Below are 25,756 nucleotides of genomic sequence, written 5' to 3' on the forward strand. Positions count from 1 at the left end.
ACTCCTGGAGCCCCCACCATGCCGAAGCGAAAAGGCCGCCCCGTCGTCCACGCGGTGACGGTCCTGGCCCTGCTCGCGGGCAGCGCCTACTTCACCTACGAGCTGCGCAAGGACGAGCAGGCGAAGCTCCCGGCCGGCCAGACCGTCACCGAGAACCTGCACAGCTCGGGCAGCGCGACCGGCAAGCAGACCTGGGAACGGCTGAACAACCCGGCGCGCTCGGTGCTGCGCGACGGCAAGGGCGCGGTCATCGCCACCTTCACGGACGGCGCCCGCACGGCCACCCTCAAGGGCCCGACGCGGACCTTCAGCGAGCCCGTCAACACCACCACCAAGGTGGTCACCGACGACTGGGTCCGCCTCATGCCGGAGGCGTGGACCAAGGGGTCCGAGAAGCAGCAGTGGTTCAAGGACTGGTTCAAGCAGTACTACGGCAGCGAGGAGGACGACGTCTTCGCGTTCGCCTTCCAGTACATCCAGGGCGCCCCGGTCAAGAAGGACGACCAGGGCGTGCAGTACGCCGGACACGCGTACTACGGCCCCCTCAAGACCGACGGCGTCGACCGCTACGAGCAGACCGACTTCTACGACTACCTGGGCATCCCGTACACCTTCCGGGACGGCGTCACGGTCTATCCGCAGAAGGACCGCCTGCGCTCCGTGGACTGCTCGGGCTATCTGCGCCTGGTCTACGGCTACCGGGCCCGCTTCCCGCTGATGTCCGACAACACCCGCGGCGACGGGCTGCCGCGCACCGCCGACGGCATGGCCCGCGGCAAGGAGGGCGTGGACATCATCAAGCTCCAGGGCCCGAGCCCCTGGTACACGCAGCCGCAGAACATCGACGTCCTCCAGCCCGGCGATCTGCTGTTCTTCAAGATGGACCACCGCACCGGCAACCACATGGACCACTCCGCGATCTACCTCGGCCCGGACACCGAGGGCCACAAGGTCTTCATCTCCAGCCGCAAGGAGCAGAACGGCCCCACCATCGGCGACCAGGGCGGCGTCTCGCGCCTGGACGGCAACGGCTTCTACGCCAAGCTGTTCCGCAGCGCGAAGCGGCTGTGACCGGGCAGGCGCGGGCCGCCGCACGGCCACCGCTCGGCGTGAACCGGTGAACGGCGACTGGCTCCTGCGCGGCCGGGACGGCCGGCTCGCTGCCTACCAGCTGTCGGGCGACACCGTCCGGTGCCGGGCGGAGCGCGAGCCCGGTGGCCCCTGGACCACCCCGCGCACGGTGGGCGGCGACCAGAGACTGCACCCCGTCCTCGCGATCGGCCAGGGCGCCGACGGCTACGCCCACCTGGTCTCCTGGCGGCCCACCGTCAAGGGCGAGTCGGGGCTGGTGCACTCCACCCACTTCCGCCCGCGCCTCGCCGCCCTGGACTGGAACCCGCTCGGCCACCCGCTGAAGAAGGGCGACCGCACCGGCACACCCGCGGTGGCCGTCGACGCACGGGGCCGCGCCCATGTCTTCGTGCCCGACGGAAAGGGCGGGGTGCGGCTGCTCGCGCAGAAGGAGAAGGGCGGCTGGGAACCCTGGCGGGACCTGAAGGGCCGTGAGGTGCGGGACGGCCTCGCGGCGGTCACGGGGGAGTCCGGCCTGGTCGAGCTGTACGCGGCCGTCCCCGACGGGATCGCGCACTGGCGCCAGGAGGAGGCGGGCGCCCCGCCGGTCCTCCAGGAGTCCGTCCGGACCCCGGTGCGCACGGGCACCCTGTACGCCCTCGCCACCTCGGCCGGCCGCACGACCCTCTATTACACCGACACCGGCGGCGACCTGTGCGCCTGGCGCCCCGGCGAGGGGCCCGTCACCGTGCTGGCCTCGGCTGGATCCGGCCCCATCTCCGCGGTCCGCTGCGATCTCGAGGGCCATGACTGCACCCTGCTCGCCCAGCGCTCGGCGAGCGGCCGGGTCGCCTTCGCCGCCCACCCGACCGAAGACGAGTCGGCGGGCGCCTGGTGGACCGAGTCCGGCCCGCGACTGCCGGTGGATGCACGGGTGTCACTGACGACGGACGCGGACGACCGGGTGGTGGCGGCCACGCTGTCCCCGTCGACCGGCCAACTCCTGCTGGCCCGGCGGAAGGACGAGCCGGGGCTGGCGCTGCAGGCGTGGCAGCACGTCTGAGGACGCGCAAAGGGCCCCCGCCGCGGCGGGGGCCCTTCACACGGTCAACGGTGTTACGCCGGGACCGACGCCACGCCCGGGGCCAGGAACTTCTTGCCGTTCACGCGCTCCGAGACGCCCTCGCGGTCCAGGTACGGCGTGATGCCGCCCAGGTGGAAGGGCCAGCCGGCGCCCGTGATCAGGCACAGGTCGATGTCCTGGGCCTCGGCGACGACGCCCTCCTCGAGCATGAGCCCGATCTCCTGCGCCACCGCGTCCAGCACCCGCGCCCGCACCTGCTCCTCGGTCAGGACGGAGTCGCCCTGCTGCAGCAGCGCGGCGACCTCCGGGTCCAGCTCCGGCTTGCCGCTGTCGTAGACGTAGAAGCCGCGCTTGCCCGCCTTGACGACGGCCGCGAGGTTCGGGGAGACCGTGAAGCGGTCCGGGAAGGCCCGGTTGAGGGTCTCCGAGACATGCAGACCGATCGCGGGGCCGACCAGCTCCAGCAGGACGAGGGGAGACATCGGCAGGCCCAGGGGCTCCACCGCCTTCTCGGCGACCTCGACCGGGGTGCCCTCGTCGATCACGTTCTGGATCTCGCCCATGAAGCGGGTCAGGATGCGGTTCACGACGAACGCCGGAGCGTCCTTGACCAGGACCGCGGTCTTCTTCAGCTTCTTGGCGACGGCGAAGGCCGTGGCGAGGGAGGCGTCGTCGGTCTGCTCACCGCGGACGATCTCCAGCAGCGGCAGGATCGCCACCGGGTTGAAGAAGTGGAAGCCGACGACCCGCTCGGGGTGCTTCAGCTTCGACGCCATCTCCGAGACGGACAGCGAGGAGGTGTTGGTCGCGAGGATGGCGTGCGCCGGGGCGACCGCCTCGACCTCCGCGAACACCTGCTGCTTGACACCGATCTCCTCGAAGACGGCCTCGATGACGAAGTCCGCGTCCGAGAAGCCCTCGGCCTTGTCCAGGACACCGGTCACCAGAGCCTTGAGGCGGTTGGCCTTGTCCTGGTTGATCCGGCCCTTGCCGAGCAGCTTGTCGATCTCGGCGTGGACGTAGCCCACACCCTTGTCGACGCGCGCCTGGTCGATGTCGGTCAGCACGACCGGCACCTCCAGACGGCGCAGGAAGAGCAGCGCGAGCTGGCTGGCCATCAGGCCGGCGCCGACGACGCCGACCTTGGTGACCGGGCGGGCCAGGTTCTTGTCCGGGGCGCCCGCGGGGCGCTTGCCGCGCTTCTGCACCAGGTTGAACGCGTAGATGCCGGAGCGCAGTTCGCCACCCATGATGAGGTCGGCGAGGGCCTGGTCCTCGGCGTCGAAACCCTGCTGCAGGTCGCCGTTCTTGGCGGCGGCGATGATGTCGAGGGCGCGGTAGGCGGCCGGGGCGGCGCCGTGCACCTTGCCGTCCGCGATGAACCGGCCCTTGGCGACGGCCTGGTCCCAGGCCTCGCCGCGGTCGATCGTGGGACGCTCGACCGCGATGTCACCCTTGAGGACCTGCGCGGTCCAGATCAGGGACTGCTCCAGGAAGTCGGCGCCCTCGAAGATCGCGTCCGCGATGCCGAGGTCGAAGACCTGCTGGCCCTTGAGCTGCTTGTTCTGGTTGAGGCTGTTCTCGATGATGACCGAGACGGCCTTGTCGGCGCCGATCAGGTTCGGCAGCAGCGCGCAGCCGCCCCAGCCCGGGACGAGGCCCAGGAAGACCTCGGGCAGGGAGAACGCCGGGATGGCCTTCGACACCGTGCGGTAGGTGCAGTGCAGACCGACCTCGACGCCGCCGCCCATCGCCGCGCCGTTGTAGTACGCGAAGGTCGGTACGGCCAGGCCCGCGAGCCGCTTGAAGACCTCGTGGCCGCCCTTGCCGATGGCCAGCGCGTCCTCGTGCCTCGTCAGCAGCTCGACGCCCTTGAGGTCGGCGCCGACCGCGAAGATGAACGGCTTGCCGGTGACACCGGCACCGACGATGGTGCCCTCGGCCGCCTCCTTCTCGACCTGGTCGACGGCGGTGTTCAGGTTCGCCAGCGAGGCCGGGCCGAAGGTGGTCGGCTTGGTGTGGTCCAGGCCGTTGTCCAGCGTGATCAGGGCGAAGCGCCCGGCGCCGAACGGCAGGTCGAAGTGGCGCACGTGCGCCTCGGTCACAACCTCGTCAGGGAACAGCTCGGCCGCGCCCTTCAGGAGTTCAGCGGTGGTGCTCACTTGTCGCCTCCGTCGAAGTGCGGGTTCTCCCAGATGACCGTCGCGCCCATGCCGAAGCCGACGCACATGGTGGTCAGGCCGTAGCGGACCTCGGGCTGCTCCTCGAACTGGCGGGCCAGCTGAGTCATCAGCCGGACGCCGGAGGAGGCCAGCGGGTGGCCGAAGGCGATCGCGCCGCCGTACTGGTTGACGCGCGCGTCGTCGTCCGCGATGCCGTAGTGGTCGAGGAGGGCCAGCACCTGTACGGCGAAGGCCTCGTTGATCTCGAAGAGACCGATGTCGCCGATGCCGAGGCCCGCCTTGGCGAGGGCCTTCTCGGTGGCCGGGATCGGACCGTAGCCCATGACCTCGGGCTCGACGCCCGCGAAGGCGTAGGAGACCAGGCGCATCTTGACCGGCAGGCCGTTCTCGCGGGCGAAGTCCTCGCTCGCGATGATCGAGGCGGTGGCGCCGTCGTTCAGACCGGCCGCGTTGCCGGCGGTGACCCGTCCGTGGACACGGAACGGCGTCTTGAGGCCGGACAGGTTCTCCAGGGTCGTACCCGGGCGCATCGGCTCGTCGGCGGTGACCAGACCCCAGCCGGTCTCACCGGCTTCCGGGCTGGTGCGGCGCACCGAGATCGGGACCAGGTCCTGCTGGATCTTGCCGTCGGCGTACGCCTTGGCGGCCTTCTCCTGCGAGCGCACCGCGTACTCGTCGGCACGCAGCTTGGTGATGTGCGGGTAGCGGTCGTGCAGGTTCTCCGCCGTCATGCCCATGAACAGGGCGGACTCGTCGACCAGCTTCTCGCTGACGAACCGCGGGTTGGGGTCCACGCCCTCGCCCATCGGATGGCGGCCCATGTGCTCCACACCACCGGCGATGACGGCGTCGTAGGCACCGAAGGCGATCGAACCGGCGGTGGTCGTCACGGCGGTCAGGGCGCCGGCGCACATGCGGTCGATGGAGTAGCCGGGCACGGACTGCGGCAGACCGGCGAGGATGCCGGCCGTGCGGCCGAGGGTCAGACCCTGGTCGCCGATCTGCGTGGTCGCGGCGATGGCGACCTCGTCGATCTTCTTCGGGTCCAGCCCGGGGTTGCGGCGCAGCAGCTCCCGGATCGCCTTCACGACGAGGTCGTCGGCGCGGGTCTCGTGGTAGATGCCCTTCGGGCCCGCCTTGCCGAACGGGGTGCGGACGCCGTCGACGAAGACGACGTCCCTGACGGTACGAGGCACGATGGCTCTCCTCCAGGGTGCGGGACGCTGAGCGCTTGCTTAAGCCCATGCTACTTGCGAGTAATGTAGCTGCCCAGTCCCCTCGGCTGGAGCGGTGAAGGTCACACCCGTGGTCCCGTACTGAAGAGCGGTATGGCTTGATCTCGACGGCTGGCCGCCGCACGCGATCAAGCCCTGTGGCGGCTAGCCGCTCGTGGCCGACAGTGCCTCGACCAGTACCGGCGTCACCAGTTCCACCTGCCACCCGCGCGCGCCGTACCCCGCCAGCGCGGTGCCCACGGACACGGCGTCGACGGCCTTCGGCGGCTCCCAGCAGATGCGCCGCACCGTGTCCGGGGCGACCAGGTTCTCCTGAGGCATGGTGAGCTGCTCGGCGAGAGCGGTCACCCCGGCCCGGGCGGCGGACAGGCGCGCCGCGGCGGCGGGATCCTTGTCGGCCCACGCCCGTGGCGGCGGCGGTCCGGTGACCGGCTGCCCCGGCTGCGGCAGCTGCGACTCGGTGAGCGCCTTCGCGCGATCCACCGCGGCCTGCCACTGCTCCAGCTGGCGCCGCCCCATCCGGTGCCCGAAGCCGTTCAGCGCCGCGAGCGCGTGGACGTTGGCCGGAACCGAGAGCGCCGCCTCGACGATGGCGGCGTCACTGAGCACCTTGCCCGGCGAGACGTCCCGCCGCTGGGCGATGCGGTCCCGGGTCTCCCACAGCTCCCGTACGACACCGAGCTGTCGGCGTCTGCGCACCTTGTGCATCCCGGACGTGCGGCGCCAGGGATCCTTCCTCGGCTCGGCGGGCGGCGCGGTCGCGATCGCGTCGAACTCCTGCAGGGCCCACTCCAGCTTGCCCTGCCGGTCCAGCTCCTTCTCCAGGGAGTCGCGCAGATCGACGAGGAGTTCCACGTCGAGCGCGGCATAGCGCAGCCACGGCTCGGGCAGTGGCCTGGTCGACCAGTCGACGGCGGAGTGGCCCTTCTCGAGGACGAAGCCGAGCACGTTCTCGACCATGGCGCCGAGACCGACGCGGGGGAACCCGGCGAGCCGCCCGGCCAGCTCGGTGTCGAAGAGCCGGGTCGGGATCATGCCTATCTCGCGCAGGCAGGGCAGGTCCTGGGTGGCGGCGTGCAGCACCCACTCGACGCCGGACAGCGCCTCGCCGAGCGCGGACAGATCGGGGCAGGCCACGGGGTCGATCAGCGCGCTGCCGGCGCCCTGGCGGCGCAGCTGCACCAGATACGCGCGCTGGCCGTAGCGGTAACCGGAGGCGCGCTCGGCGTCGACGGCGACCGGGCCGGAGCCCGCGGCGAAGGCGGCGATCACCTCGGCGAGGGCGGCCTCGTCGGCGATCACGGGCGGAATGCCCTCGCGGGGTTCGAGCAGCGGCGTCGGCGCCCCCGTCACAGAAGATCCGGCGTCGTCCGGAGGGGTGCCTCCGGTGGTGCGCAGGGAGCTGTCTGCTGCGGTGTCTTGGGCGTCGGTCACCTGTCAAGGGTATCCGTGTGTGGACGGCGCCCGTCGACGGAACGTTCCGTCGACGGGCGCGGGAGGGTCGTAAACCAGTCAGGCCGGTGAAAGCTTCGGTTCACGTGGGTGAGCCGGCCGCTGCTCCGAACGGCTCAGTGGATGATTCCGGTGCGCAGGGCGACGGCCACCATGCCGGCCCGGTCGCCCGTGCCCAGCTTGCGGGCGATCCGGGCGAGGTGGCTCTTGACGGTCAGGGCGGACAGGCCCATGGAGACGCCGATCGCCTTGTTGGACTGGCCCTCCGCGACCAGCCGCAGCACCTCGACCTCGCGTCCGGACAGTTCGCGGTAGCCGCCCGGGTGGCTCGGGGCACCCGGGGGGCGACGGTGCATCCGGGTGGCGCCGAGGGGGGCGGCGCCGGGCCGGGTGGGAAGTCCGATGTTGGTGCGGGTGCCGGTGACGACGTAGCCCTTGACCCCGCCGGCCAGGGCGTTGCGCACCGCGCCGATGTCGTCGGCGGCGGACAGCGCCAGCCCGTTGGGCCAGCCCGCGGCGCGGGTCTCGGACAGCAGGGTCAGGCCGGAGCCGTCGGGCAGGTGGACGTCGGCGACACAGATGTCACGCGGGTTGCCGATGCGGGGACGAGCCTCCGCGACGGACGAGGCCTCGATGACATCGCGCACGCCGAGCGCCCACAGATGGCGGGTGACGGTGGAGCGGACGCGCGGGTCGGCCACGACCACCATGGCGGTCGGCTTGTTCGGGCGGTAGGCGACCAGGCTTGCGGGCTGCTCGAGGAGAACGGACACCAGGCCTCCTGGGTGGGGGGACGGGGCCGGCTTGTGGGGAGGAAGCCGGGACGAACCGTGCTTTCAAGGTCACAGTCGTCTTCGGCAGCAAACTCGTCCGCCTTTAGAGAATGATCACGATCTAGTGAGTAACAATCTGCGCAATTCGGACACGCGATCGATCATCCGAAGATCGAGTCGGTCCGAGCGGAAGCGATTCCAGGTCGGAAAGTGGCCGTATCGACAAAGGGATGGTCAATAAGGCGCCCATGCGGGGGACACCGCCCGGACAGGGCGGTCCGCTCACCGCGGCTGCGGGCCCCTGCGCTGCGGCAGCGTCACCACCGAGGCGTCGCCCGGACCGGCCGGCGGCAGCCCCGCGACCTGTGCCAGCAGATCGCACCAGGAGGCCAGATGGGACCCCGTGTCCGGCACCCCGCCGAGGCCCTCACGGGGCGTCCAGGACGCCCGGATCTCGATCTGCGAGGCGGGCGGGCGCTCGGCGAGCCCGCCGAAGTAGTGCGAACCCGCCCGCGTGATCGTGCCGCTCGGCTCGCCGTAGCCGAGCCCGCGCGCCTGCAGCGCCCCGGTCAGCCACGACCAGCACACCTCGGGCAGCAGCGGATCGGCCGCCATCTCCGGCTCCAGCTCCGCGCGTACCAGCGTCACCAGCCGGAACGTTCCCTGCCAGGCGTCATGGCCCGCCGGGTCGTGCAGCAGCACCAGCCGGCCGTCGGCCAGCTCCTGATCGCCGTCGACCACGACGGCCTCCAGCGCGTACGCGTACGGGGCGAGCCGCTGCGGGGCGGGGGTGGGCTCCACCTCGACCTGCGGCCGCAGCCGTGTGCTGCGCAGGGCGTCGACCGCGGCCCGGAATGCCGGTGGATTTTGGGTACTGGAGCGCCGGTCCGTCTCCTCGGTGTCCTTCACGTCATCCGATCCGTCAGCACTGTCCGACCTTCGTCCCTGAGCCGCAGCCATGCGGGGAAGAGTAAGGGGAACGGAGCCTTCGTGCAGGGCAAGACACCACGACGACGTACCCGGCCACGGGCGAGCGCCCCCCACCCCGGCGGCAACCCCCCACGCCGCGCGAGTCCCGTTCCGGCGGCATGCGAAACTTTCCTCGTGACCGCCGATTACAGCACGCAGCCGACAGCGACGTACAACAGCGCCTTCCTCAAGGCGTGCAGGCGCGAACCCGTGCCGCACACCCCCGTGTGGTTCATGCGGCAGGCGGGCCGCTCGCTGCCCGAGTACCGCAAGGTGCGCGAGGGCATCCCCATGCTCGAGTCCTGCATGCGGCCCGAGCTGGTCACCGAGATCACCCTGCAGCCGGTCCGCCGGCACAACGTGGACGCGGCGATCTACTACAGCGACATCGTCGTCCCGCTGAAGGCCATCGGCCTCGGCCTCGACATCAAGCCCGGCGTCGGCCCGGTCGTCGAGGAGCCCATCCGCTCCCGCGCCGACCTGGCCCGGCTGCGCGACCTCACGCCCGAGGACGTCTCCTACGTCACCGAGGCGATCGGACTGCTGACCCGGGAGCTGGGCTCCACCCCGCTGATCGGTTTCGCGGGCGCGCCTTTCACCCTCGCGAGCTACCTGGTCGAGGGCGGTCCCTCGCGCACGTACGAGAACGCCAAGGCGATGATGTACGGCGACCCCGAGCTGTGGGCCGACCTGCTGGACCGCCTGGCCGACATCACGGCCGCGTTCCTGAAGGTGCAGATCGAGGCCGGCGCGAGCGCGGTCCAGCTCTTCGACTCCTGGGTCGGCGCCCTGGCCCCGGCGGACTACCTGCGCTCGGTCATGCCCGCCTCCGCGAAGGTCTTCGACGCCGTCGCCGGCTACGGCGTCCCGCGCATCCACTTCGGTGTCGGCACCGGCGAGCTGCTGAAGCTCATGGGCGAGGCCGGCGCGGACGTCGTCGGCGTCGACTGGCGCATCCCGCTGGACGAGGCCGCCCGCCGCGTCGGCCCCGGCAAGGCGCTGCAGGGCAACTTCGACCCGACGGTCCTGTTCACCGACAAGGACACCGTCGAGCGCAAGGCCCGCGAGGTGCTGGACGCGGCCGCGGGCCTGGAGGGCCACGTCTTCAACCTCGGCCACGGCGTCATGCCGAACACCGACCCGGACGCGCTGACCCACCTCGCTGAGTACGTCCACACCGCGACCGCGCGCTGACTCACCAGGTGTGACGGGGCCGCACCCGCGGATGCGGCCCGCCCGGTCCTCGCCCCACCCCGATCCGCCCCGCCCGGTCCTCGCCCCACCCCGATCCGCCCCGCCCGCGCCGGAGCGGGCGCATCGGTGAACGCCCGGGCCCGGGTGCGCGTATCTGTTCTCAACCGACGTGAGGACAGGCGATGACGAACGCTCCGCAGGTTCAGGCGATGCCCGACGGCGAGGCCGAACTGGCGCTGGTGGTACGGATCCCCTGGGAGGATGTCGCGCGGCTCGGTCAGGAGGCCGGGCGGCTGGCCGCGCAGATGCAGCGGCCCGTGACCCTGGACGAGGCCGTGAGCTACCGCCTCCGCTCCACCCGGCCCGCCGCCACCCACGCGAAACCCGCGGGCGAGCAGCCGCAGGCAGCCGTCTCCGCCCTGCCGCGCATCAGCGGTACGGCCTAGGGCCGGACCTTCGCGGCCGCCTTCCGGGCCGCCACCAGGACCGGGTCCCACACCGGTGAGAAGGGCGGGGCGTAGCCCAGGTCCAGGGCCGTCATCTGCTCCACCGTCATCTGCGCGGTCAGCGCCACCGCCGCGATGTCGACCCGCTTCGCCGCGCCCTCCCTGCCGACGATCTGGACGCCGAGCAGCCGGCCCGTGCGGCGCTCGGCGAGCATCTTCACCGTCATCGGGGAGGCGCCGGGGTAGTAGCCGGCGCGGCTGGTGGACTCGATGGTGACGGTCTCGTACCGCAACCCCACCCGGCCCGCGTCCTTCTCCCGCAGGCCGGTGCGGGCGATCTCCAGGTCGCAGACCTTGCTGACCGCCGTGCCGACCACACCGGGGAAAGTGGCGTAACCACCGCCGACGTTGCTGCCGATGACCTGGCCGTGCTTGTTGGCATGGGTGCCGAGGGGGACGTACTGCTCCTGGCCCGAGACCAGGTTCAGCACCTCCACGCAGTCGCCGCCCGCCCAGATGTCCTCGTGGCCGCGCACCCGCATTGCGAGGTCGGTGAGCAGGCCGCCGTGGGCGCCGAGGGGCAGGCCCGCGGCCCGGGCGAGCGCGGTGTCCGGGCGGACGCCGATGCCGAGGACCACCACGTCCGCCGGGTACTCGGCGTCCTGCGTGGCGACCGCTCGGGCTCGGCCGTCCTCGCCGGTGAGGATCTTGGTGACCTCGGCGTCGTTCACCATGGTGATGCCGAGGCCCTCCATGGCCCGGTGCACCAGGCGGCCCATGTCCGCGTCGAGCGTCGACATGGGCTCCTTGCCGCGGTTGACGACGGTCACCTCGAAGCCGCGGTTGATCAGCGCCTCGGCCATCTCCACGCCGATGTAACCGGCGCCCACGACCACCGCCCGCCGACCATGCGCGCGTGCCAGCGTCTGAAGCAGGGCCTGCCCGTCGCCCAGGGTCTGCACGCCGTGCACGCCCGGCGCGTCCACGCCGGGCAGGTCGGGGCGGACCGGGCGCGCGCCGGTCGCGATGACGAGCTTGTCGTACGGCGTCCAGGACTCGGTGCCGGAATCGACGTCACGCGCGCGTACCCGCCGCCCGGGCACGTCGATCGCGGTCACCTCGGTGCCCAGCCGCAGATCGATCCCCCGCGCGCGGTGCTCCTCGGGGGTGCGGGCGATCAGGGCGTCCCGTTCGGCGACGTCGCCGCCCACCCAGTACGGGATGCCACACGCCGAGAAGGACGTGAAACGACCGCGTTCGAAGGCCACGATCTCCAGTTCGCCGGGCCCCTTCAGCCGGCGCGCCTGCGACGCCGCGGACATGCCCGCGGCGTCGCCGCCGATCACGACCAGCCGTTCCGTCCCGTCCTGCCCCTCGCGCATGCTCATGGGGCCACGTTACGGGGCGTGCCGCCGCCTGCGCCCCGCTGCCGCAGAGGACTTCGGGCTCTGGCGGGAGTGTCGGCGGGGTCTGAGAGAGTGGGGGGCATGAGCGCAACGGGTACGCGTACAGGGCACGTCGTCGTCATCGGAGCCGGTGTCGCCGGGCTGGCCGCCGCCCACCGGCTGCTCGGACACGGCACGCGCGTGACCGTGCTGGAGGCGGCGGACCGGGTCGGCGGCAAGCTGCTGCCCGGGGAGATCGCGGGCGTGCGGGTCGATCTGGGCGCCGAGTCGATGCTCGCCCGCCGTCCCGAGGCGATCACCCTCGCGCGCGAGGTGGGGCTCGCAGAGCGGCTGCAGCCACCGGCCACCGCGACCGCCTCGATCTGGACCCGCGGGGCCCTGCGCCCCATGCCCAAGGGCCATGTGATGGGCGTGCCCGGTACCGCCGCCGCGCTGCGCGGCGTGCTGTCCGACGAGGGCCTCGCCCGCATCGGGCGCGACGCCGACCTGCCCCGCACGGAGGTCGGCGACGACGTCGCCGTGGGGGAGTACGTGGCGGCCCGGCTCGGCCGAGAGGTCGTCGACCGCCTGGTCGAACCGCTGCTCGGCGGGGTGTACGCGGGCGACGCGTACCGCATCTCGATGCGCTCGGCCGTCCCGCAGCTCTTCCAGGCCGCCCGCGCCCACGCGTCCCTCACGGAGGGCGTCCGCGAGATCCAGGCCAAGGCCGCGGCGCAGCAGCAGACCGGCCCCGTCTTCATGGGCATCGAGGGCGGCGTGGGCACGTTGCCGCTCGCGGTCGCGGAGTCGGTGCGATCGCGCGGCGGCGAGATCCTGACCGGCACCCCGGTCACCGGGCTGCGCCGGGAGGCGTCCGGCGGCTGGCGGATCAGCGCCGGGGAGCGGGTGCTGCGGGCCGATGCCGTGATCGTCGCCGTACCCGCCCCGGCCGCCGCGCGGCTGCTGCGGGCCGAGTCCCCGCAGGCCGCCGCCGAGCTGGCCGCCGTCGAGTACGCGTCGATGGCCCTGGTCACCCTCGCCTACCGCCGCTCCGGCCTGAAGCTCCCCGAGGGCAGCGGCTTCCTCGTCCCGCCGGTCGACGGCCGCACCATCAAGGCGTCCACGTTCGCCTCCCGCAAGTGGGGCTGGATCGCCGAGGAGGACCCGGACATGGTCGTGCTGCGCACCTCCGTGGGCCGCCACGGCGAGACGGAGATCCTCCAGCGGGACGACGCCGCCCTGGTCGAGGTCTCCCGGCACGACCTGCGGGAAGCCACCGGCCTGGACGCCGTGCCCGTCGAGACCCGGGTCACCCGCTGGACCGACGGCCTGCCCCAGTACCCGGTCGGGCATCACGCGCGCGTGGCCCGCATCCGCGAGCACGTCGCCAAGCTGCCGGGGCTCGCCGTGTGCGGCGCGCAGTACGACGGCGTCGGCATCCCGGCCTGCATCGCCGGCGCGTACGCGGCGGTGGACCAGCTGGACGGCGACCTGAGCGCAGTCCGGGAGCTTGCGGCCAACCCGGTGCAGAGCCTCCACGGCGGAGCGGGAGAATAGGGACCATGAGTGACGACGCCCCTACCACCGAGTCCGGCAAGATCCCGAACAAGGGCAAGCTGGCCAAGGACCTCAACGAGGTCATCCGCTACACCCTGTGGTCGGTCTTCAAGCTGAAGGACGTGCTGCCGCAGGACCGCGCGGGTTACGCCGACGAGGTCCAGGAGCTGTTCGACCAGCTCGCCGCCAAGGACGTGACGATCCGCGGCACTTACGACGTCTCCGGTCTGCGCGCCGACGCCGACCTCATGATCTGGTGGCACGCCGAGACCAGCGACCAGCTCCAGGAGGCGTACAACCTCTTCCGTCGCACCAAGCTGGGCCGCGCGATGACGCCCGTGTGGTCGAACATGGCGCTGCACCGCCCCGCCGAGTTCAACCGCTCGCACATCCCGGCGTTCCTCGCCGACGAGACGCCGCGCAACTACGTCAGCGTCTACCCCTTCGTGCGCTCCTACGACTGGTACCTGCTGCCCGACGAGGACCGCCGCCGCATGCTCGCCGACCACGGCAGGATGGCCCGCGGCTACCCGGACGTGCGCGCCAACACGGTCGCCTCCTTCTCCCTCGGCGACTACGAATGGCTCCTGGCCTTCGAGGCCGACGAGCTGTACCGCATCGTCGACCTCATGCGCCATCTGCGCGGCTCCGAGGCCCGCAGGCACGTCCGCGAGGAGGTCCCGTTCTACACGGGCCGCCGCAAGAGCGTCGCGGACCTGGTGGCGGGCCTGGCCTGACAGGGCCTAGTGCCGGCCGGTCACGCCGCGCGGGGACGCTCCCCGCGGCTTCTTGGCGGCCGACCCGGCGGAGACGGCAGGTTCCTCGTGCGGCGCGCACGACGCGCGCCGCCCGGGAACCCGGCCCTCCAGCAGGTAGGCGTCGAGGTGCTCGTTGACGCACTTGTTGGCGCCGCCCCCGATGCCGTGCGTGCCCGCGTCCCGTTCGGTCACCAGCACCGAGCCGGCCAGCCGCCGGTTCATCTCCAGCGCCCCCGGGTACGGCGCCGCCGCGTCCCGCTCCGCCGCCAGGATCAGCACCGGCGGCAGCTCACCCGGCCCGGTCCGCACGTCCAGCGGCTGCTGGCGGGGGGCCGGCCAGAAGGCGCAGGGCAGGTTCATCCAGGCGTTGTCCCAGGTCTCGAAGGGCGCCACCCGGGCGAGCCGGGTGTTGTCCCGGTCCCACACCTTCCAATCCGTCGGCCAGGGCGCGTCGTTGCACTCCACGGCGGTGTAGACCGCGTTGAGGTTCTCCGCGTCCGCGGCCGCCTTCGGGCTCGGCGCGGCCAGCTGCACCAGCGGCTTCGGGTCGCCGTGCAGATACGCCGAGAGGGCCGCGGCCCGGCTCGGCCAGAAGGAGTCGGAGTAGGCGGCCTTCAGGAGCGCGCTCTGCAGCTGGCCGGGACCGACCTTCCCGCCGGCCGCCTTGCCGGCGAGCCGCCCCCGCGCGGTGTCGTAGCCGCGCTGCACCTTCTCGGCGGTGTCACCGAGCCGGTAGACGTCGTCGTGGCGGGCGATCCAGTCCCGGAAGTCCGTCCAGCGCTCCTCGAACGCGGCCGACTGCTCGAGGTTGTTGCGGTACCAGATCTTCTCCGGGTCCGGGTCGACCGCCGCGTCCAGCACCATGCGCCGTACGTGCGTGGGGAACATCGCCGCGTACAGCGCGCCGAAGTAGGTGCCGTACGACGCCCCCATGAACGTCAGCCGGTCCTCGCCCAGCGCGGCCCGCAGGACGTCCAGGTCCCGGGCGTTGTTCAGCGAGGTGTAGAAGCGCAGCTTCTTGCCGGCGTGCCGGGCACAGCCGCGCGCGTACGCCCTGGCCTGGGCGACGCGCTGCCGCTTGTACGACGCCGACGGATGCGCCGGCGACGCGGTGGGCGCCACGACGAAGCGCTTGGGGTCCTGGCAGGACAGCGGCGCCGAACGGCCCACCCCGCGTGGGGCGTAGCCGATCAGGTCGTAGGCGGCGGCGAGCCGCTGCCATTCGGGGACCGCGCCGACCAGCGGGAAGAACATGCTCGACGCGCCGGGACCGCCCGGGTTGTAGACGAGGGCGCCCTGCCGCGGGACCTTCCGCTTGCTGTTGCGCGGGTCCTTCTGGCTCGCCGGGGCCCGGCTGACGGTCAGCCTGATCTGCTTGCCGTTCGGGCGGGCGTAGTCGAGCGGGACGGTCACCGTGCCGCATCGCACGGCGCTCGGCGCCTTCGGCAGGTCGGCGGGCGAACACGCGCCGAAGTCGATGCCGTCCGCCCGGGCCCGGGCCACGGCCACCTCGGTGCCGCGCAGCTCGGCCGTGCCGGGGACGCCGGGTGCCCCACCGGTGACGGGCGTGCCGCCCGCCGGGGACGCGGCCAGGGTGGTCAGAAGCAGGGTCCCGGCGGCCGAATACAGGGCGGCAGCTCTCATCGCGTATCCCTTCGGTGCGGCGGCGATGGCACGGCTGCCACGCCCGGCGACAACAAAAGGGATATTTCGTTCGGTCGTGGGCGAAGGCAAGCACCGCCCGGCCGGTGTCGGCGTCAATGCCCCCTATGCGCCCCCGAGGACGCGTCCGGAAGCCACCCTCACTCCCGCCAGGGCTGGTCGCGGTGGGTGAAGGCGGCGCGCAGCTGGGGCTCGCCGATCGCGCGGATCCCGCGTACCGCGACCGAGGTGAGGAACGACCGCTCGTCGCCGGTCGGCCTGCGGGCGAGCGCCCGCAGCAGCCGCTGCCCGGCGGGAGAGGCCCAGCGCGCGTACGGATGCACCTCGAACCGGGCGATGGCAAGGCAGCTCAGGGACAGCGTGAGGGGCAGGGCGAACCACAGGCCGATCAGCAGCCGCGGTGTCCCGGTCTGGGCGGGCAGCAGCAGCGCGGTCAGGCCCAGGGCCGCCACGGCCAGTGCGGCGGCGCGCACTTGGCGGACGGCGGCCCCCACGGTCGCACCGGCGCCGTCGGGGACGGCGAGACCGGCGTGCTCCAGCCGGTCGGCGAGCCGCCGTACGGCCTCCGCGCCGGCCGCCCGCGCCCGCACCGGCGCGATCCGGGACTGCCCTTCCGGACCTATGGCTCCTATGACGGACTGCTCGATCTCGTCGCGCCCGCGCGGGTCCACGACCGTGGCCCAGCCGGTGTGTGCGAGCAGCAGGCGCCGCTGGCGGGCCATGGAGACCAAGGTCACATCGGCGACCCGGGCGGGACCGCCGGAGAGGAACGCCGCCTCGTACAGCGTCAGCTCGTGTTCGGGCACCGGGGCCACCGTGGTGGCATCCGTGTCCAGGGCGGCCGCGCGGACGGCCGACAGGCATAGTCGGGCGCACGCCGTACCGGCGAAAGCCCAGGCCAGGAGCAGGAGTAGGACCCAGAACATGACGTGTTTCTATGCCAGAGGCCTGGGTGAACGCCATGCCCTGTTCACTATCCGGACACAGTGTTAGCGGTATGTGACGTTCCGTTTCCTGTCCAGGTCAGGCCGGGTCGGACCCGGCCGGGCGGAGCAGGGTGAGGCCCGGCCGGGGTCAGGGGCTGCTCGTCGGCGGCGGGCTGGCGGTGGCGGGCGGCATCGCGTACGAGTCGCCCGATGAGGGCGTGACGGGCACGGCGGCGCTCGGAGCGACCGCGCGCGGGGTCGCCACGGGGGTGGGGGAGGCGGCCAGATCCTTCGCGAGCGCGGCGAAGTCGACGTACCCCGTCGACTCCACGACCTTGATGTGGTCCAGGACGGTCGCGTTCGCGTCGTCGGCCAGATCGCGGACCAGGGAGTTCTGGGTGTCCGCCCGGACCTGCGCGGTCAGCGTGTACACCCGGCCCTGCGCGAGGCGCACGGTGCCGGCGAACCGGCGGTCGAAGTCCTCGCCCTGCGTCGCCCCCAGGGTGTCGAGCCACTGCTTCTGCTGCGCGTTCGCCTCGTTGGGCAGCGGTACGCCGAGCTGGGTGGCGACGGTGCGGACATGGGCGTCCAGCGACGTGTGCCCGTCGACCAGGTGCTGGCCCGCCGAGCGCACGGCCGCCGCGGTCCCCTTGCGCTCCGCCAGCTCGCCGGCGGGCAGCTCCCAGAGTCCCGCCAGCCGGACCTGGGTGATGAAGTCCCGGTCCTGTGCGGACAGGGGGCCGTAGGGGGTCGTCACGGCCTGTGCGCTCAGCACGGTCGGGTCGGCCGCGTTCTGACGGTCGGCGTAGGACCAGAGCGGGTAGAGCAGCGCCGCCGCCGTCGCCGCGAGGGCCGCGATGACGAGGCCTGTGCCGCTGAATATGCCTCGGCCCTTGATCGGGGGTCGGGGTCGCATGGCGCCTCCTGTAGCGCACCGCACGCGAGTGTGCAGGGGTGGTGGGTGCGGGCGGCATATTACTGCGGGTTCGCTACGGGGGTTCTGGTCGGTACGCAGAGTTTGTGCGGGGTTGCGGTGTGTCGATGACGGCCTGTGGTGGTGCTACGCGGTGGCGCCGACCGGCTACGGCGCGTCGGCCTGGTGGTGCGTGGCGCCCTCGTTCCCGCTCAGCCCCGGTGCCGCAGCAGGACCCTGCGCGCCGTCTGTGCCATCCGCCCGCGGGACGGCCTCGGGGACGGGCCCGCCCGGTCCAGCCACCACTGCCGTAGCGCGTGCCGGGCGTCCGTGTCCTTCGGGCGGTCGGCACGCAGCAGGTGTGCGGCGAAGTCCAGGGCGTCTCGCCGGTAGCCTCCGTTCATCGGCCGCTCCCGCGCGTAGTCGAGGAATGCCGGCCGGTACCCCTCGCCGAGGATCACCGGCAGCTCGGGTGCGACCTTCGCCACCACATCCGCCCGCTTCGCCGTGAGCGCCCGCGCCTGCACCCCCATGCGCACCCGGTCGAAGCCCTCCGGCACCGGGGTCCCGGCCACCAGCGAGGACAGCACCGCGGCCTGGGCGACCCCCAGGCGCTCCCGCGCCCGGACCACCGGCCGCACGAGCACGGCGACGCCTCCACCCACCGGGTCACCCGCCGGCGGCTCGGCGACCGCCCCCGTGCCGGCTCGCGTGCCCCCGGCGGCACGCTCGCGGCCTGCCCGGACCGCCTCCCCGATCGTCCTCAACTCCCGCTCCAGCTCGGCCGGTTCGGGAAAGTTCTCGTCGCGCTCCAGCAGGACGCCGGGCGGGGTGGTGCGGGAGGCGAGGTCGGTCAGGATGTCCAGCACCGGGCGGGGCACGGGGTGCGCATGGCTGTCGTGCCAGACGCCGTCGCGCTCGAAACCGCCCGCGACGTGGACGTAGGCGATCGCCTCCACGGGCAGCGCGGCCAGCGCCGCACCCGGGTCCTCGCCCCGGTTGACGTGGTTGGTGTGCAGGTTGGCCACGTCGATCAGCAGCCGTACGCCGGTGCGCTCGACCAGCTCGGCCAGGAACTGCCCCTCGGTCAGCTCCTCGTCCGGCCACGCGAACAGCGCGGCGATGTTCTCCAGGGCCAGTGGCACGGGAAGGGCGTCCTGCGCGATGCGCACGTTCTCGCAGAGCACGTCCAGGGCGTCCCTGGTGCGCGGCACCGGCAGCAGATGCCCGGCCTCCAGGCGCGGCGAGGCGGTGAGCGGGCCGCCCGCGCGGACGAACGCGATGTGCTCGGTGACCAGAGGGGAACCGAGGGCCAGCGCGCGCTCGGCGAGTGCCGTCAGCCGGCCCTCGTCGGGGCGGTCGGCGCCGCCCAGGCCGAGGGAGACACCGTGCGGGATCACGGTCACCCCGCGCTCGCCCAGCCGCTGCAGCGACTCCGGAAGGTGGCCGGGGCAGACGTTCTCCGCCACCACCTCCACGCAGTCGATGCCCGGCATGCGCTCCACGGCGTCCGCGATCTCCGGCCGCCAGCCGATCCCCGTGCCCAGTCGGCGCATGGTTCCCCCTCCCGTCGAATGACGGGGGTATGGCCCCGGCGGTCGCCCCCGAACCGCCCGCGTGCCGTGTTCAGAGCAATATTTGAGCTTCGGGGCCGGGCAGAGGCGCGCAGCTCCGGAAGCCGGAAGCCGGAAGCCGGAAGCCGGAAGCCGGGGTGCCCGCGGGGCGGTTGGCCGCCCCGGCCGGTGGAGCGCGGTTACGGCTGCGGTGGGCGGGGCGGCGATCCGACCCGGTGGACCCCCTCCACGGCGACGGTCGGACCAGGGGGGATCTCCGTGAAGCCGGCGTCGTGCACCACCGGTATGCCGCTGTCGGTCAGCCGGGTCCAGTCGGCGGGGTCGGCCGTGCGGACGGCGAGCGCGAAGCCCGTGTCCCGCCAGGCGGTGCGCTCCGCGTCGGACAGCGCCCACCAGGCCAGCTGGGCGCCGTGCCCGGCCTGGGCCATCGTCTTCCCGGCGGACATCTCCAGTTCCGGGTTCAGCCACAGCACGGGCTGCGCCGGGTCGGCGGCGACGGGCGGCTCGGGGTCGTCCAGCTCGGTGCCCGACACCTGCAGCTTGGCCAGGTCCTTGGGCCAGCCGTCGAGCGGGATCGGCGGGAAGACCCGCACCTGCGCGGACTTGCCGCTCACCGTGATCCCGGGCAGCGCCTCGGCCCGCCGCCACTCGGCGCCCCGGGCCCGCCGTACGACCTTGCGGATCCGCGCGTCCTCCCAGTTGCGCACCGCCTCGGCCCACTCGCCGTCCCCGTGCGCCCGTTCGTCCGCGAGCAGGACGAGCACCGCCCGTGCGGCCGTCTCCAGCGCGTCGGTACGCGTGGGCGGCGCATCGCGCTCGATCCGCACGACGAGGGGCAGCACGAACTGCGGCGCCTCGTCACGGGGATTGCGCTCGGACTGGAAGGGACCGCCGCCGGGGGACGCTGGAACATGGCTCACACCAGCCAACCCTAAGGGGCACGGGGCTGTGCCCGATGTCGCGGCCGCGGCGCGTGGGCGCGACCGGCCACCGGCGTCCCCCGGACCGGCCCCCAGGCCGACCTCCCCGGCGGGACCGGACAGAATCATCCGCATGCAACGTGACCTACGACTGACCGCCGTAGGCCGCCGCTACGGCATCCGCGGCCCCTGGGTGTTACGAGGCGTCGACCTCACGCTCACCCCCGCAACGCTCACTCGCGTGGAAGGAGCGAACGGCACCGGAAAGTCCACCCTGCTGCGCCTCCTTGCCCGTCTGGACGCGCCGACCGAGGGCCGGGTCACCGGTCGCCCCCGCACGGCGTACGTCCCCGAGCGGTTCCCCTCGGCGCTTCCCTTCACCGCCCTCGGCTATCTCACCCACCTCGGCACCCTCCACGGCCTGAGCCGCCGCTCGGCCCAGCGCGCCGCCGGTACCTGGCTGGAGCGCTTCGGCGCCGGAGCCTACGCCGGTACGCCCATGGCGCAGCTGTCCAAGGGCAGCAGCCAGAAGGTGGCCGTCGCCCAGGCCCTGCTCGGCGAACCGGAGCTGCTGGTGCTGGACGAGGCCTGGACCGGCCTGGACGCCGCGGCGCGGGCCGAGCTGGAGCGTGCGGTGGCCGAGCGGACCGCCGCCGGGGGCGCCGTGGTGTTCGTGGACCACGACCCGCGCCGGCTGGTTGGGGCGCCGGACGCGACGTACACCGTGCTCGGCGGCGGCCTCAAGTGCTGTACGGACCAAGGGAGTTCACCGGACGGACCGCTCACCCTGGTCCTCGTGCGCGGGCCGGCCGGCGGGCAGCTGCCGCCCGACGCGGCACGGACCGTCGCCACCGTGCGGGAGACCACGCCCGGCGACTACCGCCTCGCCGTCCCCGCCTCGCACTCCGACGTCGTCCTGCGCGCCCTGCTCACGGCCCATCCGCCCTGGCACGTCGTGAGCGTCACCCCGCCACCGCCCGACTCCGGAAGCCGCCCATGACCGCACTTCTGCGCTACCAGGCCGACCTGCTGCTGCGCTCCCAGCGCTGGCTGCCGCCGGTGATCCTGTACGTCGCGTTCCTGGGGATCGGCGTGCAGAGCGGCCAGCCCGTCCTCGACTCGCTCGGCTACACGGCCGTCGGCGTGCTGCCGGTGGCCGCCTGGCTGGTGCGGATCTGTGTCACCGGCGAGCCGGACGCGGCCCGCGCCTGTGTCGCCGCCGCGCGCGGTCCCGCCCGAGCGCACCTCGCCTGTCTGCTGACGGCGCTGCTCGCGGCGGTGGCCCTCGGCGTGCTGGCGACCCTGGTGGTGACGCTGATCAGCGATCCGGCGAGCAACGGCCACCAGGTCCACGTACCGCGACTGCGGGCCGGCGCGGCCGGGCTGCCGGCCACACTCACCTGCGCGCTGCTCGGTGCGGCCGTCGGCGCGCTCACCAACCGGCCGCTGCTGCACGCCACGGGACGCGCGGTGCCCGCGATGCTGCTGGGCGCGCTGCTGGCGGCGGTGCTCACCGGTTCCCCTGCGCAGGCCGCCGTCAACGGTCTGGTCACCGGTTCGCAGACCGGCCGGGCACCGCTGCCGCTGCTGCCCCTGGCGGGGGCGGTCCTGCTCACGGCCGCGGCCTTCGCCGTGGCCGCGCGGCTCACCGACCGCCGCACCCTGTGAGTGACGGGCGGCGCGCGGGCCTGTCAGCGGTGCCCTGCGCTCTCGCCGATCAGGTCGGAGACCTTCACGAACCGGTAGCCGCGGCCACGCAGTGCCGGCACGACCGCGCGCACGACCCGCTCGGTGGTCGGGGCCGCGCTGCGTGTGCAGTGCATGATGACGACCGAGCCGGGCTTCACCCCGTCCAGCACCTGCCGGGTGACGGCGCCGGCGTCCGTGGCGAACGCGTCGCCGCTCACCACGTCCCACTGCACCGCAGTGACCCCGAGTCCGCTCAGCGCCCGCAGCGCCCGCTGGTCGTAGCAGCCGCCGGGGAAGCGGAAGTAGGGCAGCGCGTGCGGCACGCCCGCCTGGTGCAGGGAGGCGTACGCCCGCTCCACGTCCGCGCGCATCTTGTCGGCGGCGATCGTCGGCAGTCCGTAGCAGTCGGCGGTGAACGCGTGGTGGCTGTAGGAGTGGTTGGCGACCTCGAACTGCGGATCGTTGCCGAGGCTGCGGGCCTCGATCGGGTACTCGTCGGCCCACCGGCCGGTCATGAAGATCGTCGCCGGCACCTTCAACTGCCGCAGGGCGCCGATCAGGTCCGGGTTGTCGAAGTGCTCGCCGGCCGCCGCGCGGGGGCCCTGATCCGCGGTCATGTCGGCGTCGAAGGTCAGCGCGACAGTCTTGCCGAGGGTGCGCGGGCCGTGCTCGAAGACCGGGGTCAGGCCGCCGGGGCCCGGAGCCAGCACGGGCGGGCGCGAGGCGGACGGCGAGGCGCTGGCGCGGGACTCGGCGGGGGCCGGGCGGGCACTGCCCGCGGGGTCCGCGGAACCGCAGGCGGCGAGAGCCGCGCCCAGGGCGCAGACGGCGGCGATACGGCGTACTCGTGGGATCACGGTACGAAAGTAAGACTTTATGACCGCATGTATGCCGACATGCGCGGCGGCGCGGCGACACGGTCACCCGCGCGGCCGTCCCGATCCGTTCCACCGGACCTGCGGTCCCGACCTGTTCCGCCGCGTCGGCGGCGAGGTGTCCGCCGTGCGCACATGACGACGGCAGCGGAGAGCACACCGCCACTCCGCTGCCGTCGAGGGCGCGGCGACCTCACGCGCACCTACGGATCTCGCTCACGGACCTGTCCGTGTGCGCGTGAGGTCGCCACACCGCCCTTGTCGACGGTGGGGCGGCCGGCCGGCCCACCGGTCGCCGGTCCAGCCGCCGCCTTCCGCCGTCAAGGGATTCCGAACGGGCCGCTTACCAGCCGCCGCCCCTGTTGTCACAGCCCATGGTCGAGCCCACGTGGGTGCCCTGTGCGCCGGGGTCTCCCTCGCCGTTGAGCGCGTTGCCCAGAAGACCGTTGAGCAGACCGACCTCGCCGAGGAGGTCGAGGTTCAGGTCGTGGTCCTTGCAGTTGGAGCTCTGCCACACGTGGCCGCCGTGCTCGCCGCCGGCGTGGGCGGTGCCGGCGGCGAACCCGACAGTGGCGAGGGCAGCCGCCAGGACTGCGGCCTTACGAAGTCTGTGCATGTCATCTCCATGGTGTGAGTGTGGAAGCGGTCTGCAGCAGATCGACCTCTTACAGTCACGGAGATTAATATTAAAATCGCCCAAAACGGGCAGCGACGCGCCGCGGCTCAGCCTTCGTTCAGCAGTCGCTCCCGGCACTCCGCCACGTCGAAATCGCTCGCCGGATACCGCGGGTCCAGCTCCTCCAGGTGTTCCAGCAGCAGGCGGCTGATCGCCCAGTTCCGGTACCACCTGCTGTCCGCCGGGACCACGTACCAGGGCGCGTACGGTGCCGCGCAGCGCTCTAGGGCCAGCTCGTACGCCTCCTGGTAGGCGGGCCACACGGCACGCTCGTCGATGTCGCCGGGAGAGAACTTCCAGCGCTTGTCCGGGCGGTCCAGCCGGCGCAGCAGCCGCGTCCGCTGCTCCTCGTGGGAGAGGTGCAGAAAGCACTTGACCACGCTCACGCCGTCCTCGGCGAGGGAGCGCTCGAAGTCGTCGATGAGGCCGTAGCGGCTCTCGATCTCGGCCGGCGGGGCCAGTTGCCGGACACGGGCGATGAGGACGTCCTCGTAGTGCGAGCGGTCGAAGATCCCGATCTCGCCCGGCCGGGGCAGGACGCCGCGCACCCGCCACAGGAAGTCGTGCCGGCGCTCCTCCTCGGTGGGCGCCTTGAACGCGTGGATCCGGCAGCCGGCGGGGTTGAGGTGGCCGACGACATGCTTGATCGTGCCGCCCTTGCCGCTGGTGTCCATCCCCTGGAGCACCAGCAGCACCCGTCGCCGGTCCCCGGCGGTACCCGCCGCCCACAGCCGCTCCTGCAGCCCGGCCAGCCGCTCGCCGATGCGCGCGGTGTCCGCGAGGCCCGCCGCCTTGCCGCCGGTGGCGGCGGGCGTGGCCCGGGTGTCGTACGCGCTCAGGTCGACCCGCTCACCCGGCCGCAGCCGGAGCAGCTCCCGGAGGTCCTCCGCACCCTTCTTCACCACGGCCGCACTTCCCTTCGAAGCCCTCCGCCGCGGAGCCGCAGCCGTACGACGGCCCCTCGCGGCACTATCCGCGGCTGTATCGGCCCATCAACGTGCCTGTGCCGAGGGTATGACCGGACAGCGTCCGCAGCAGGTCGGTCGGCGAGGCCTGCGCGCTCAGCGCCACACGGCGGTCACTGGCGTAGACCGTGAGCACATAGTGGTGGGGCCGGTCGCCGCGCGGTGGGCAGGGGCCGCCGTAGCCGGGCCGTTCGAAGTCGTTGCGGCCCTCGGTCGCCCCCTGCGGATGCTCCCCGGCGGACAACTGCCGGGTGCGCGGGTCGACGTCCCAGACCAGCCAGTGCGTGAAGGCGCCGTGCGGGGCGTCGGTGTCCCGCAGGAGCAGGGCCAGCGCCGCCGTGTGCGCGGGTACGGCGGCGAGGGCGAGCGGCGGCGAGACGTCCGCCCCGTCGCAGGTGTGGCGCCGCGGGATGGTGCCGCCGTCGCCGTACGCGGAACTGGTGACGGTCAGCCGGTGCGCGGCGGCGGGGGAGGGCGCGGCGGCCTGTCCCGTGCCGTCGCCGCAGCCCGCCGCGACACTCATCGTGGCCACGGCGGTCATGGCGGTCACCCAGCTCTGGCGCATGCCCGGCACGCTAGCCCGAGCGAGGCTCTCCGTCGCCGTTCGACGCGGGCTGCTGATTGCCCCTCTCCAGGAAGTGCAGCAACTCCACCGGGATCGGCAGGACCAGCGTGGAGTTCTTCTCGGCGGACACCGCCATCACCGTCTGGAGCAGCCGCAGCTGGAGGGCGGCGGGGGTGTCGGCCATCTGCTGGGCGGCCTCGGCCAGCTTCTTGGAGGCCTGGAGTTCGGCGTCGGCGTTGATGATCCGGGCCCGGCGCTCCCGGTCGGCCTCGGCCTGGCGGGCCATGGACCGCTTCATCGTGTCCGGCAGGGAGACGTCCTTGATCTCGACCCGGTCGACCTGGATGCCCCAGCCGATGGCCGGGCTGTCGAGCATCAGCTCCAGGCCCTGGTTGAGTTTCTCGCGGTTGGAGAGCAGATCGTCCAGATCGCTCTTGCCGATGATCGACCTCAGGGACGTCTGGGCCATCTGCGACACCGCGAACTTGTAGTCCTCGACCCGCACCAGGGCGCTTTCCGCGTCGACCACCCTGAAGTAGACGACCGCGTCCACGCGCACGGTGACGTTGTCGCGGGTGATGCCCTCCTGGGCCGGGATCGGCATGGTCACGATCTGCATGTTGACCTTCAGCAGCCGGTCCACGACGGGGATGATCAGCGTCAGACCCGGCGGCCGGGACTCGCCGGAGACGCGCCCGAGGCGGAACAGCACGCCGCGCTCGTACTGCTTGACCACGCGTGCCGCCATCGCCAGGTAGATCACGCCGGCGGAACCCGCCGCCGCGATGGCGCCCAGCAGCTCCTGGAGCATGGTGACCTCCTCACGAAGAGGCCCGTTTTTGTCCGCTGCTGCAACGATATGCCCGGGAAGGGGCGGAAGCCAT

General features: G+C 72.7%; 24 protein-coding genes. 8 read left to right on the forward strand and 16 right to left on the reverse strand.

All coding sequences use genetic code 11. The features are described 5' to 3' along the window. The first annotated feature begins 18 nt into the window (after window positions 1–18). Both AQI95_RS18445 and AQI95_RS18450 read left to right on the forward strand, forming a co-directional pair. Window positions 19–1,071 carry an NlpC/P60 family protein gene (locus AQI95_RS18445; protein WP_067124321.1) on the forward strand — a complete coding sequence of 351 codons (1,053 nt, stop codon included), beginning with the start codon at window positions 19–21 and terminating at the stop codon, window positions 1,069–1,071. A gap of 46 nt (window positions 1,072–1,117) precedes the next feature. Continuing rightward, a complete protein-coding gene (locus AQI95_RS18450; RefSeq protein WP_067124323.1) occupies window positions 1,118–2,134 on the forward strand; it encodes a PLL family lectin in 1,017 nt (338 codons plus the stop codon). Window positions 2,135–2,187: 53 nt separating this feature from the next. Here the strand turns inward: AQI95_RS18450 and AQI95_RS18455 are convergent, their stop codons facing one another. The 5 genes from AQI95_RS18455 to AQI95_RS18475 all read right to left on the reverse strand — a co-directional run bounded on the left by AQI95_RS18455 (window position 2,188) and on the right by AQI95_RS18475 (window position 8,758). Continuing rightward, window positions 2,188–4,317: a 3-hydroxyacyl-CoA dehydrogenase NAD-binding domain-containing protein gene (locus AQI95_RS18455; RefSeq protein WP_067124325.1), complete on the reverse strand. Its 2,130-nt coding sequence runs from the start codon at window positions 4,315–4,317 to the stop codon at window positions 2,188–2,190. After that, window positions 4,314–5,534, reverse strand: a complete 1,221-nt coding sequence (locus tag AQI95_RS18460; protein ID WP_067124327.1) for a thiolase family protein — start codon at window positions 5,532–5,534, stop codon at window positions 4,314–4,316. The genes AQI95_RS18455 and AQI95_RS18460 overlap by 4 nt, the downstream gene beginning before the upstream one ends. A 183-nt stretch (window positions 5,535–5,717) precedes the next feature. Next, complete coding sequence (locus AQI95_RS18465) at window positions 5,718–7,007, reverse strand: ribonuclease D (protein ID WP_067124329.1); 1,290 nt, start codon at window positions 7,005–7,007, stop codon at window positions 5,718–5,720. 134 nt (window positions 7,008–7,141) lie between these two features. Further along, a complete protein-coding gene (locus tag AQI95_RS18470; protein WP_067124331.1) occupies window positions 7,142–7,798 on the reverse strand; it encodes a response regulator transcription factor in 657 nt (218 codons plus the stop codon). Window positions 7,799–8,080: 282 nt separating this feature from the next. Continuing rightward, the gene (locus tag AQI95_RS18475; protein WP_079071323.1) at window positions 8,081–8,758 is read right to left on the reverse strand and encodes a DUF3000 domain-containing protein; all 678 of its coding nucleotides are present in this window, start codon (window positions 8,756–8,758) and stop codon (window positions 8,081–8,083) included. Window positions 8,759–8,902: 144 nt separating this feature from the next. Between AQI95_RS18475 and hemE the strand changes: the two genes are divergently transcribed. Beyond that, window positions 8,903–9,961 (forward strand): uroporphyrinogen decarboxylase, encoded by a 1,059-nt coding sequence (gene hemE / locus AQI95_RS18480; RefSeq protein WP_067124336.1) that lies wholly within the window; start codon window positions 8,903–8,905, stop codon window positions 9,959–9,961. Between the two features lie 182 nt (window positions 9,962–10,143). Beyond that, complete coding sequence (locus AQI95_RS18485) at window positions 10,144–10,407, forward strand: hypothetical protein (RefSeq protein ID WP_067124338.1); 264 nt, start codon at window positions 10,144–10,146, stop codon at window positions 10,405–10,407. On the opposite strand, the gene AQI95_RS18490 is transcribed toward AQI95_RS18485, so the two are convergent. Beyond that, a complete protein-coding gene (locus AQI95_RS18490) occupies window positions 10,404–11,795 on the reverse strand; it encodes an FAD-dependent oxidoreductase (protein ID WP_067124340.1) in 1,392 nt (463 codons plus the stop codon). The genes AQI95_RS18485 and AQI95_RS18490 overlap by 4 nt on opposite strands. Window positions 11,796–11,894: 99 nt before the next feature. Between AQI95_RS18490 and hemG the strand changes: the two genes are divergently transcribed. After that, window positions 11,895–13,349, forward strand: a complete 1,455-nt coding sequence (hemG, locus tag AQI95_RS18495; protein ID WP_067124342.1) for a protoporphyrinogen oxidase — start codon at window positions 11,895–11,897, stop codon at window positions 13,347–13,349. 5 nt (window positions 13,350–13,354) lie between these two features. Next, window positions 13,355–14,086, forward strand: a complete 732-nt coding sequence (gene hemQ / locus AQI95_RS18500; protein WP_067124344.1) for a hydrogen peroxide-dependent heme synthase — start codon at window positions 13,355–13,357, stop codon at window positions 14,084–14,086. A gap of 6 nt (window positions 14,087–14,092) precedes the next feature. Here the strand turns inward: hemQ and AQI95_RS18505 are convergent, their stop codons facing one another. The 5 genes from AQI95_RS18505 to AQI95_RS18525 all read right to left on the reverse strand — a co-directional run bounded on the left by AQI95_RS18505 (window position 14,093) and on the right by AQI95_RS18525 (window position 20,102). Then, window positions 14,093–15,751 carry an alpha/beta hydrolase gene (locus AQI95_RS18505; RefSeq protein WP_067124346.1) on the reverse strand — a complete coding sequence of 553 codons (1,659 nt, stop codon included), beginning with the start codon at window positions 15,749–15,751 and terminating at the stop codon, window positions 14,093–14,095. A 158-nt stretch (window positions 15,752–15,909) separates the two neighbouring features. Further along, window positions 15,910–16,695: a TIGR04222 domain-containing membrane protein gene (locus tag AQI95_RS18510; RefSeq protein ID WP_067124348.1), complete on the reverse strand. Its 786-nt coding sequence runs from the start codon at window positions 16,693–16,695 to the stop codon at window positions 15,910–15,912. 148 nt (window positions 16,696–16,843) lie between these two features. Beyond that, window positions 16,844–17,611, reverse strand: coding sequence for a DUF4142 domain-containing protein (locus AQI95_RS18515; RefSeq protein WP_067124350.1), 768 nt, complete (start codon window positions 17,609–17,611; stop codon window positions 16,844–16,846). 209 nt (window positions 17,612–17,820) lie between these two features. Then, window positions 17,821–19,164 carry an MbnB/TglH/ChrH family RiPP precursor modification enzyme gene (locus AQI95_RS18520; RefSeq protein WP_067124352.1) on the reverse strand — a complete coding sequence of 448 codons (1,344 nt, stop codon included), beginning with the start codon at window positions 19,162–19,164 and terminating at the stop codon, window positions 17,821–17,823. A gap of 197 nt (window positions 19,165–19,361) precedes the next feature. Further along, the gene (locus AQI95_RS18525) at window positions 19,362–20,102 is read right to left on the reverse strand and encodes a peptidyl-tRNA hydrolase (RefSeq protein WP_067124354.1); all 741 of its coding nucleotides are present in this window, start codon (window positions 20,100–20,102) and stop codon (window positions 19,362–19,364) included. Window positions 20,103–20,235: 133 nt separating this feature from the next. Between AQI95_RS18525 and AQI95_RS18530 the strand changes: the two genes are divergently transcribed. Both AQI95_RS18530 and AQI95_RS18535 read left to right on the forward strand, forming a co-directional pair. Further along, complete coding sequence (locus tag AQI95_RS18530; protein ID WP_067124356.1) at window positions 20,236–21,102, forward strand: ABC transporter ATP-binding protein; 867 nt, start codon at window positions 20,236–20,238, stop codon at window positions 21,100–21,102. After that, complete coding sequence (locus AQI95_RS18535) at window positions 21,099–21,770, forward strand: ABC transporter (RefSeq protein ID WP_067124358.1); 672 nt, start codon at window positions 21,099–21,101, stop codon at window positions 21,768–21,770. The genes AQI95_RS18530 and AQI95_RS18535 overlap by 4 nt, the downstream gene beginning before the upstream one ends. A gap of 23 nt (window positions 21,771–21,793) precedes the next feature. On the opposite strand, the gene AQI95_RS18540 is transcribed toward AQI95_RS18535, so the two are convergent. From AQI95_RS18540 to AQI95_RS18560, 5 genes are all read right to left on the reverse strand, one after another. Continuing rightward, window positions 21,794–22,648 carry a polysaccharide deacetylase family protein gene (locus AQI95_RS18540; RefSeq protein WP_067124360.1) on the reverse strand — a complete coding sequence of 285 codons (855 nt, stop codon included), beginning with the start codon at window positions 22,646–22,648 and terminating at the stop codon, window positions 21,794–21,796. 361 nt (window positions 22,649–23,009) lie between these two features. After that, complete coding sequence (locus AQI95_RS18545) at window positions 23,010–23,282, reverse strand: hypothetical protein (RefSeq protein WP_067124362.1); 273 nt, start codon at window positions 23,280–23,282, stop codon at window positions 23,010–23,012. A 107-nt stretch (window positions 23,283–23,389) separates the two neighbouring features. Then, complete coding sequence (locus AQI95_RS18550; protein ID WP_067124364.1) at window positions 23,390–24,247, reverse strand: PPK2 family polyphosphate kinase; 858 nt, start codon at window positions 24,245–24,247, stop codon at window positions 23,390–23,392. 64 nt (window positions 24,248–24,311) lie between these two features. Further along, window positions 24,312–24,872 (reverse strand): YbhB/YbcL family Raf kinase inhibitor-like protein, encoded by a 561-nt coding sequence (locus AQI95_RS18555; RefSeq protein ID WP_208614210.1) that lies wholly within the window; start codon window positions 24,870–24,872, stop codon window positions 24,312–24,314. 10 nt (window positions 24,873–24,882) lie between these two features. Next, complete coding sequence (locus tag AQI95_RS18560; protein ID WP_067124367.1) at window positions 24,883–25,683, reverse strand: slipin family protein; 801 nt, start codon at window positions 25,681–25,683, stop codon at window positions 24,883–24,885. Window positions 25,684–25,756: the final 73 nt, after the last annotated feature.

This window comes from Streptomyces yokosukanensis, assembly GCF_001514035.1.
GTDB lineage: Bacteria > Actinomycetota > Actinomycetes > Streptomycetales > Streptomycetaceae > Streptomyces > Streptomyces yokosukanensis.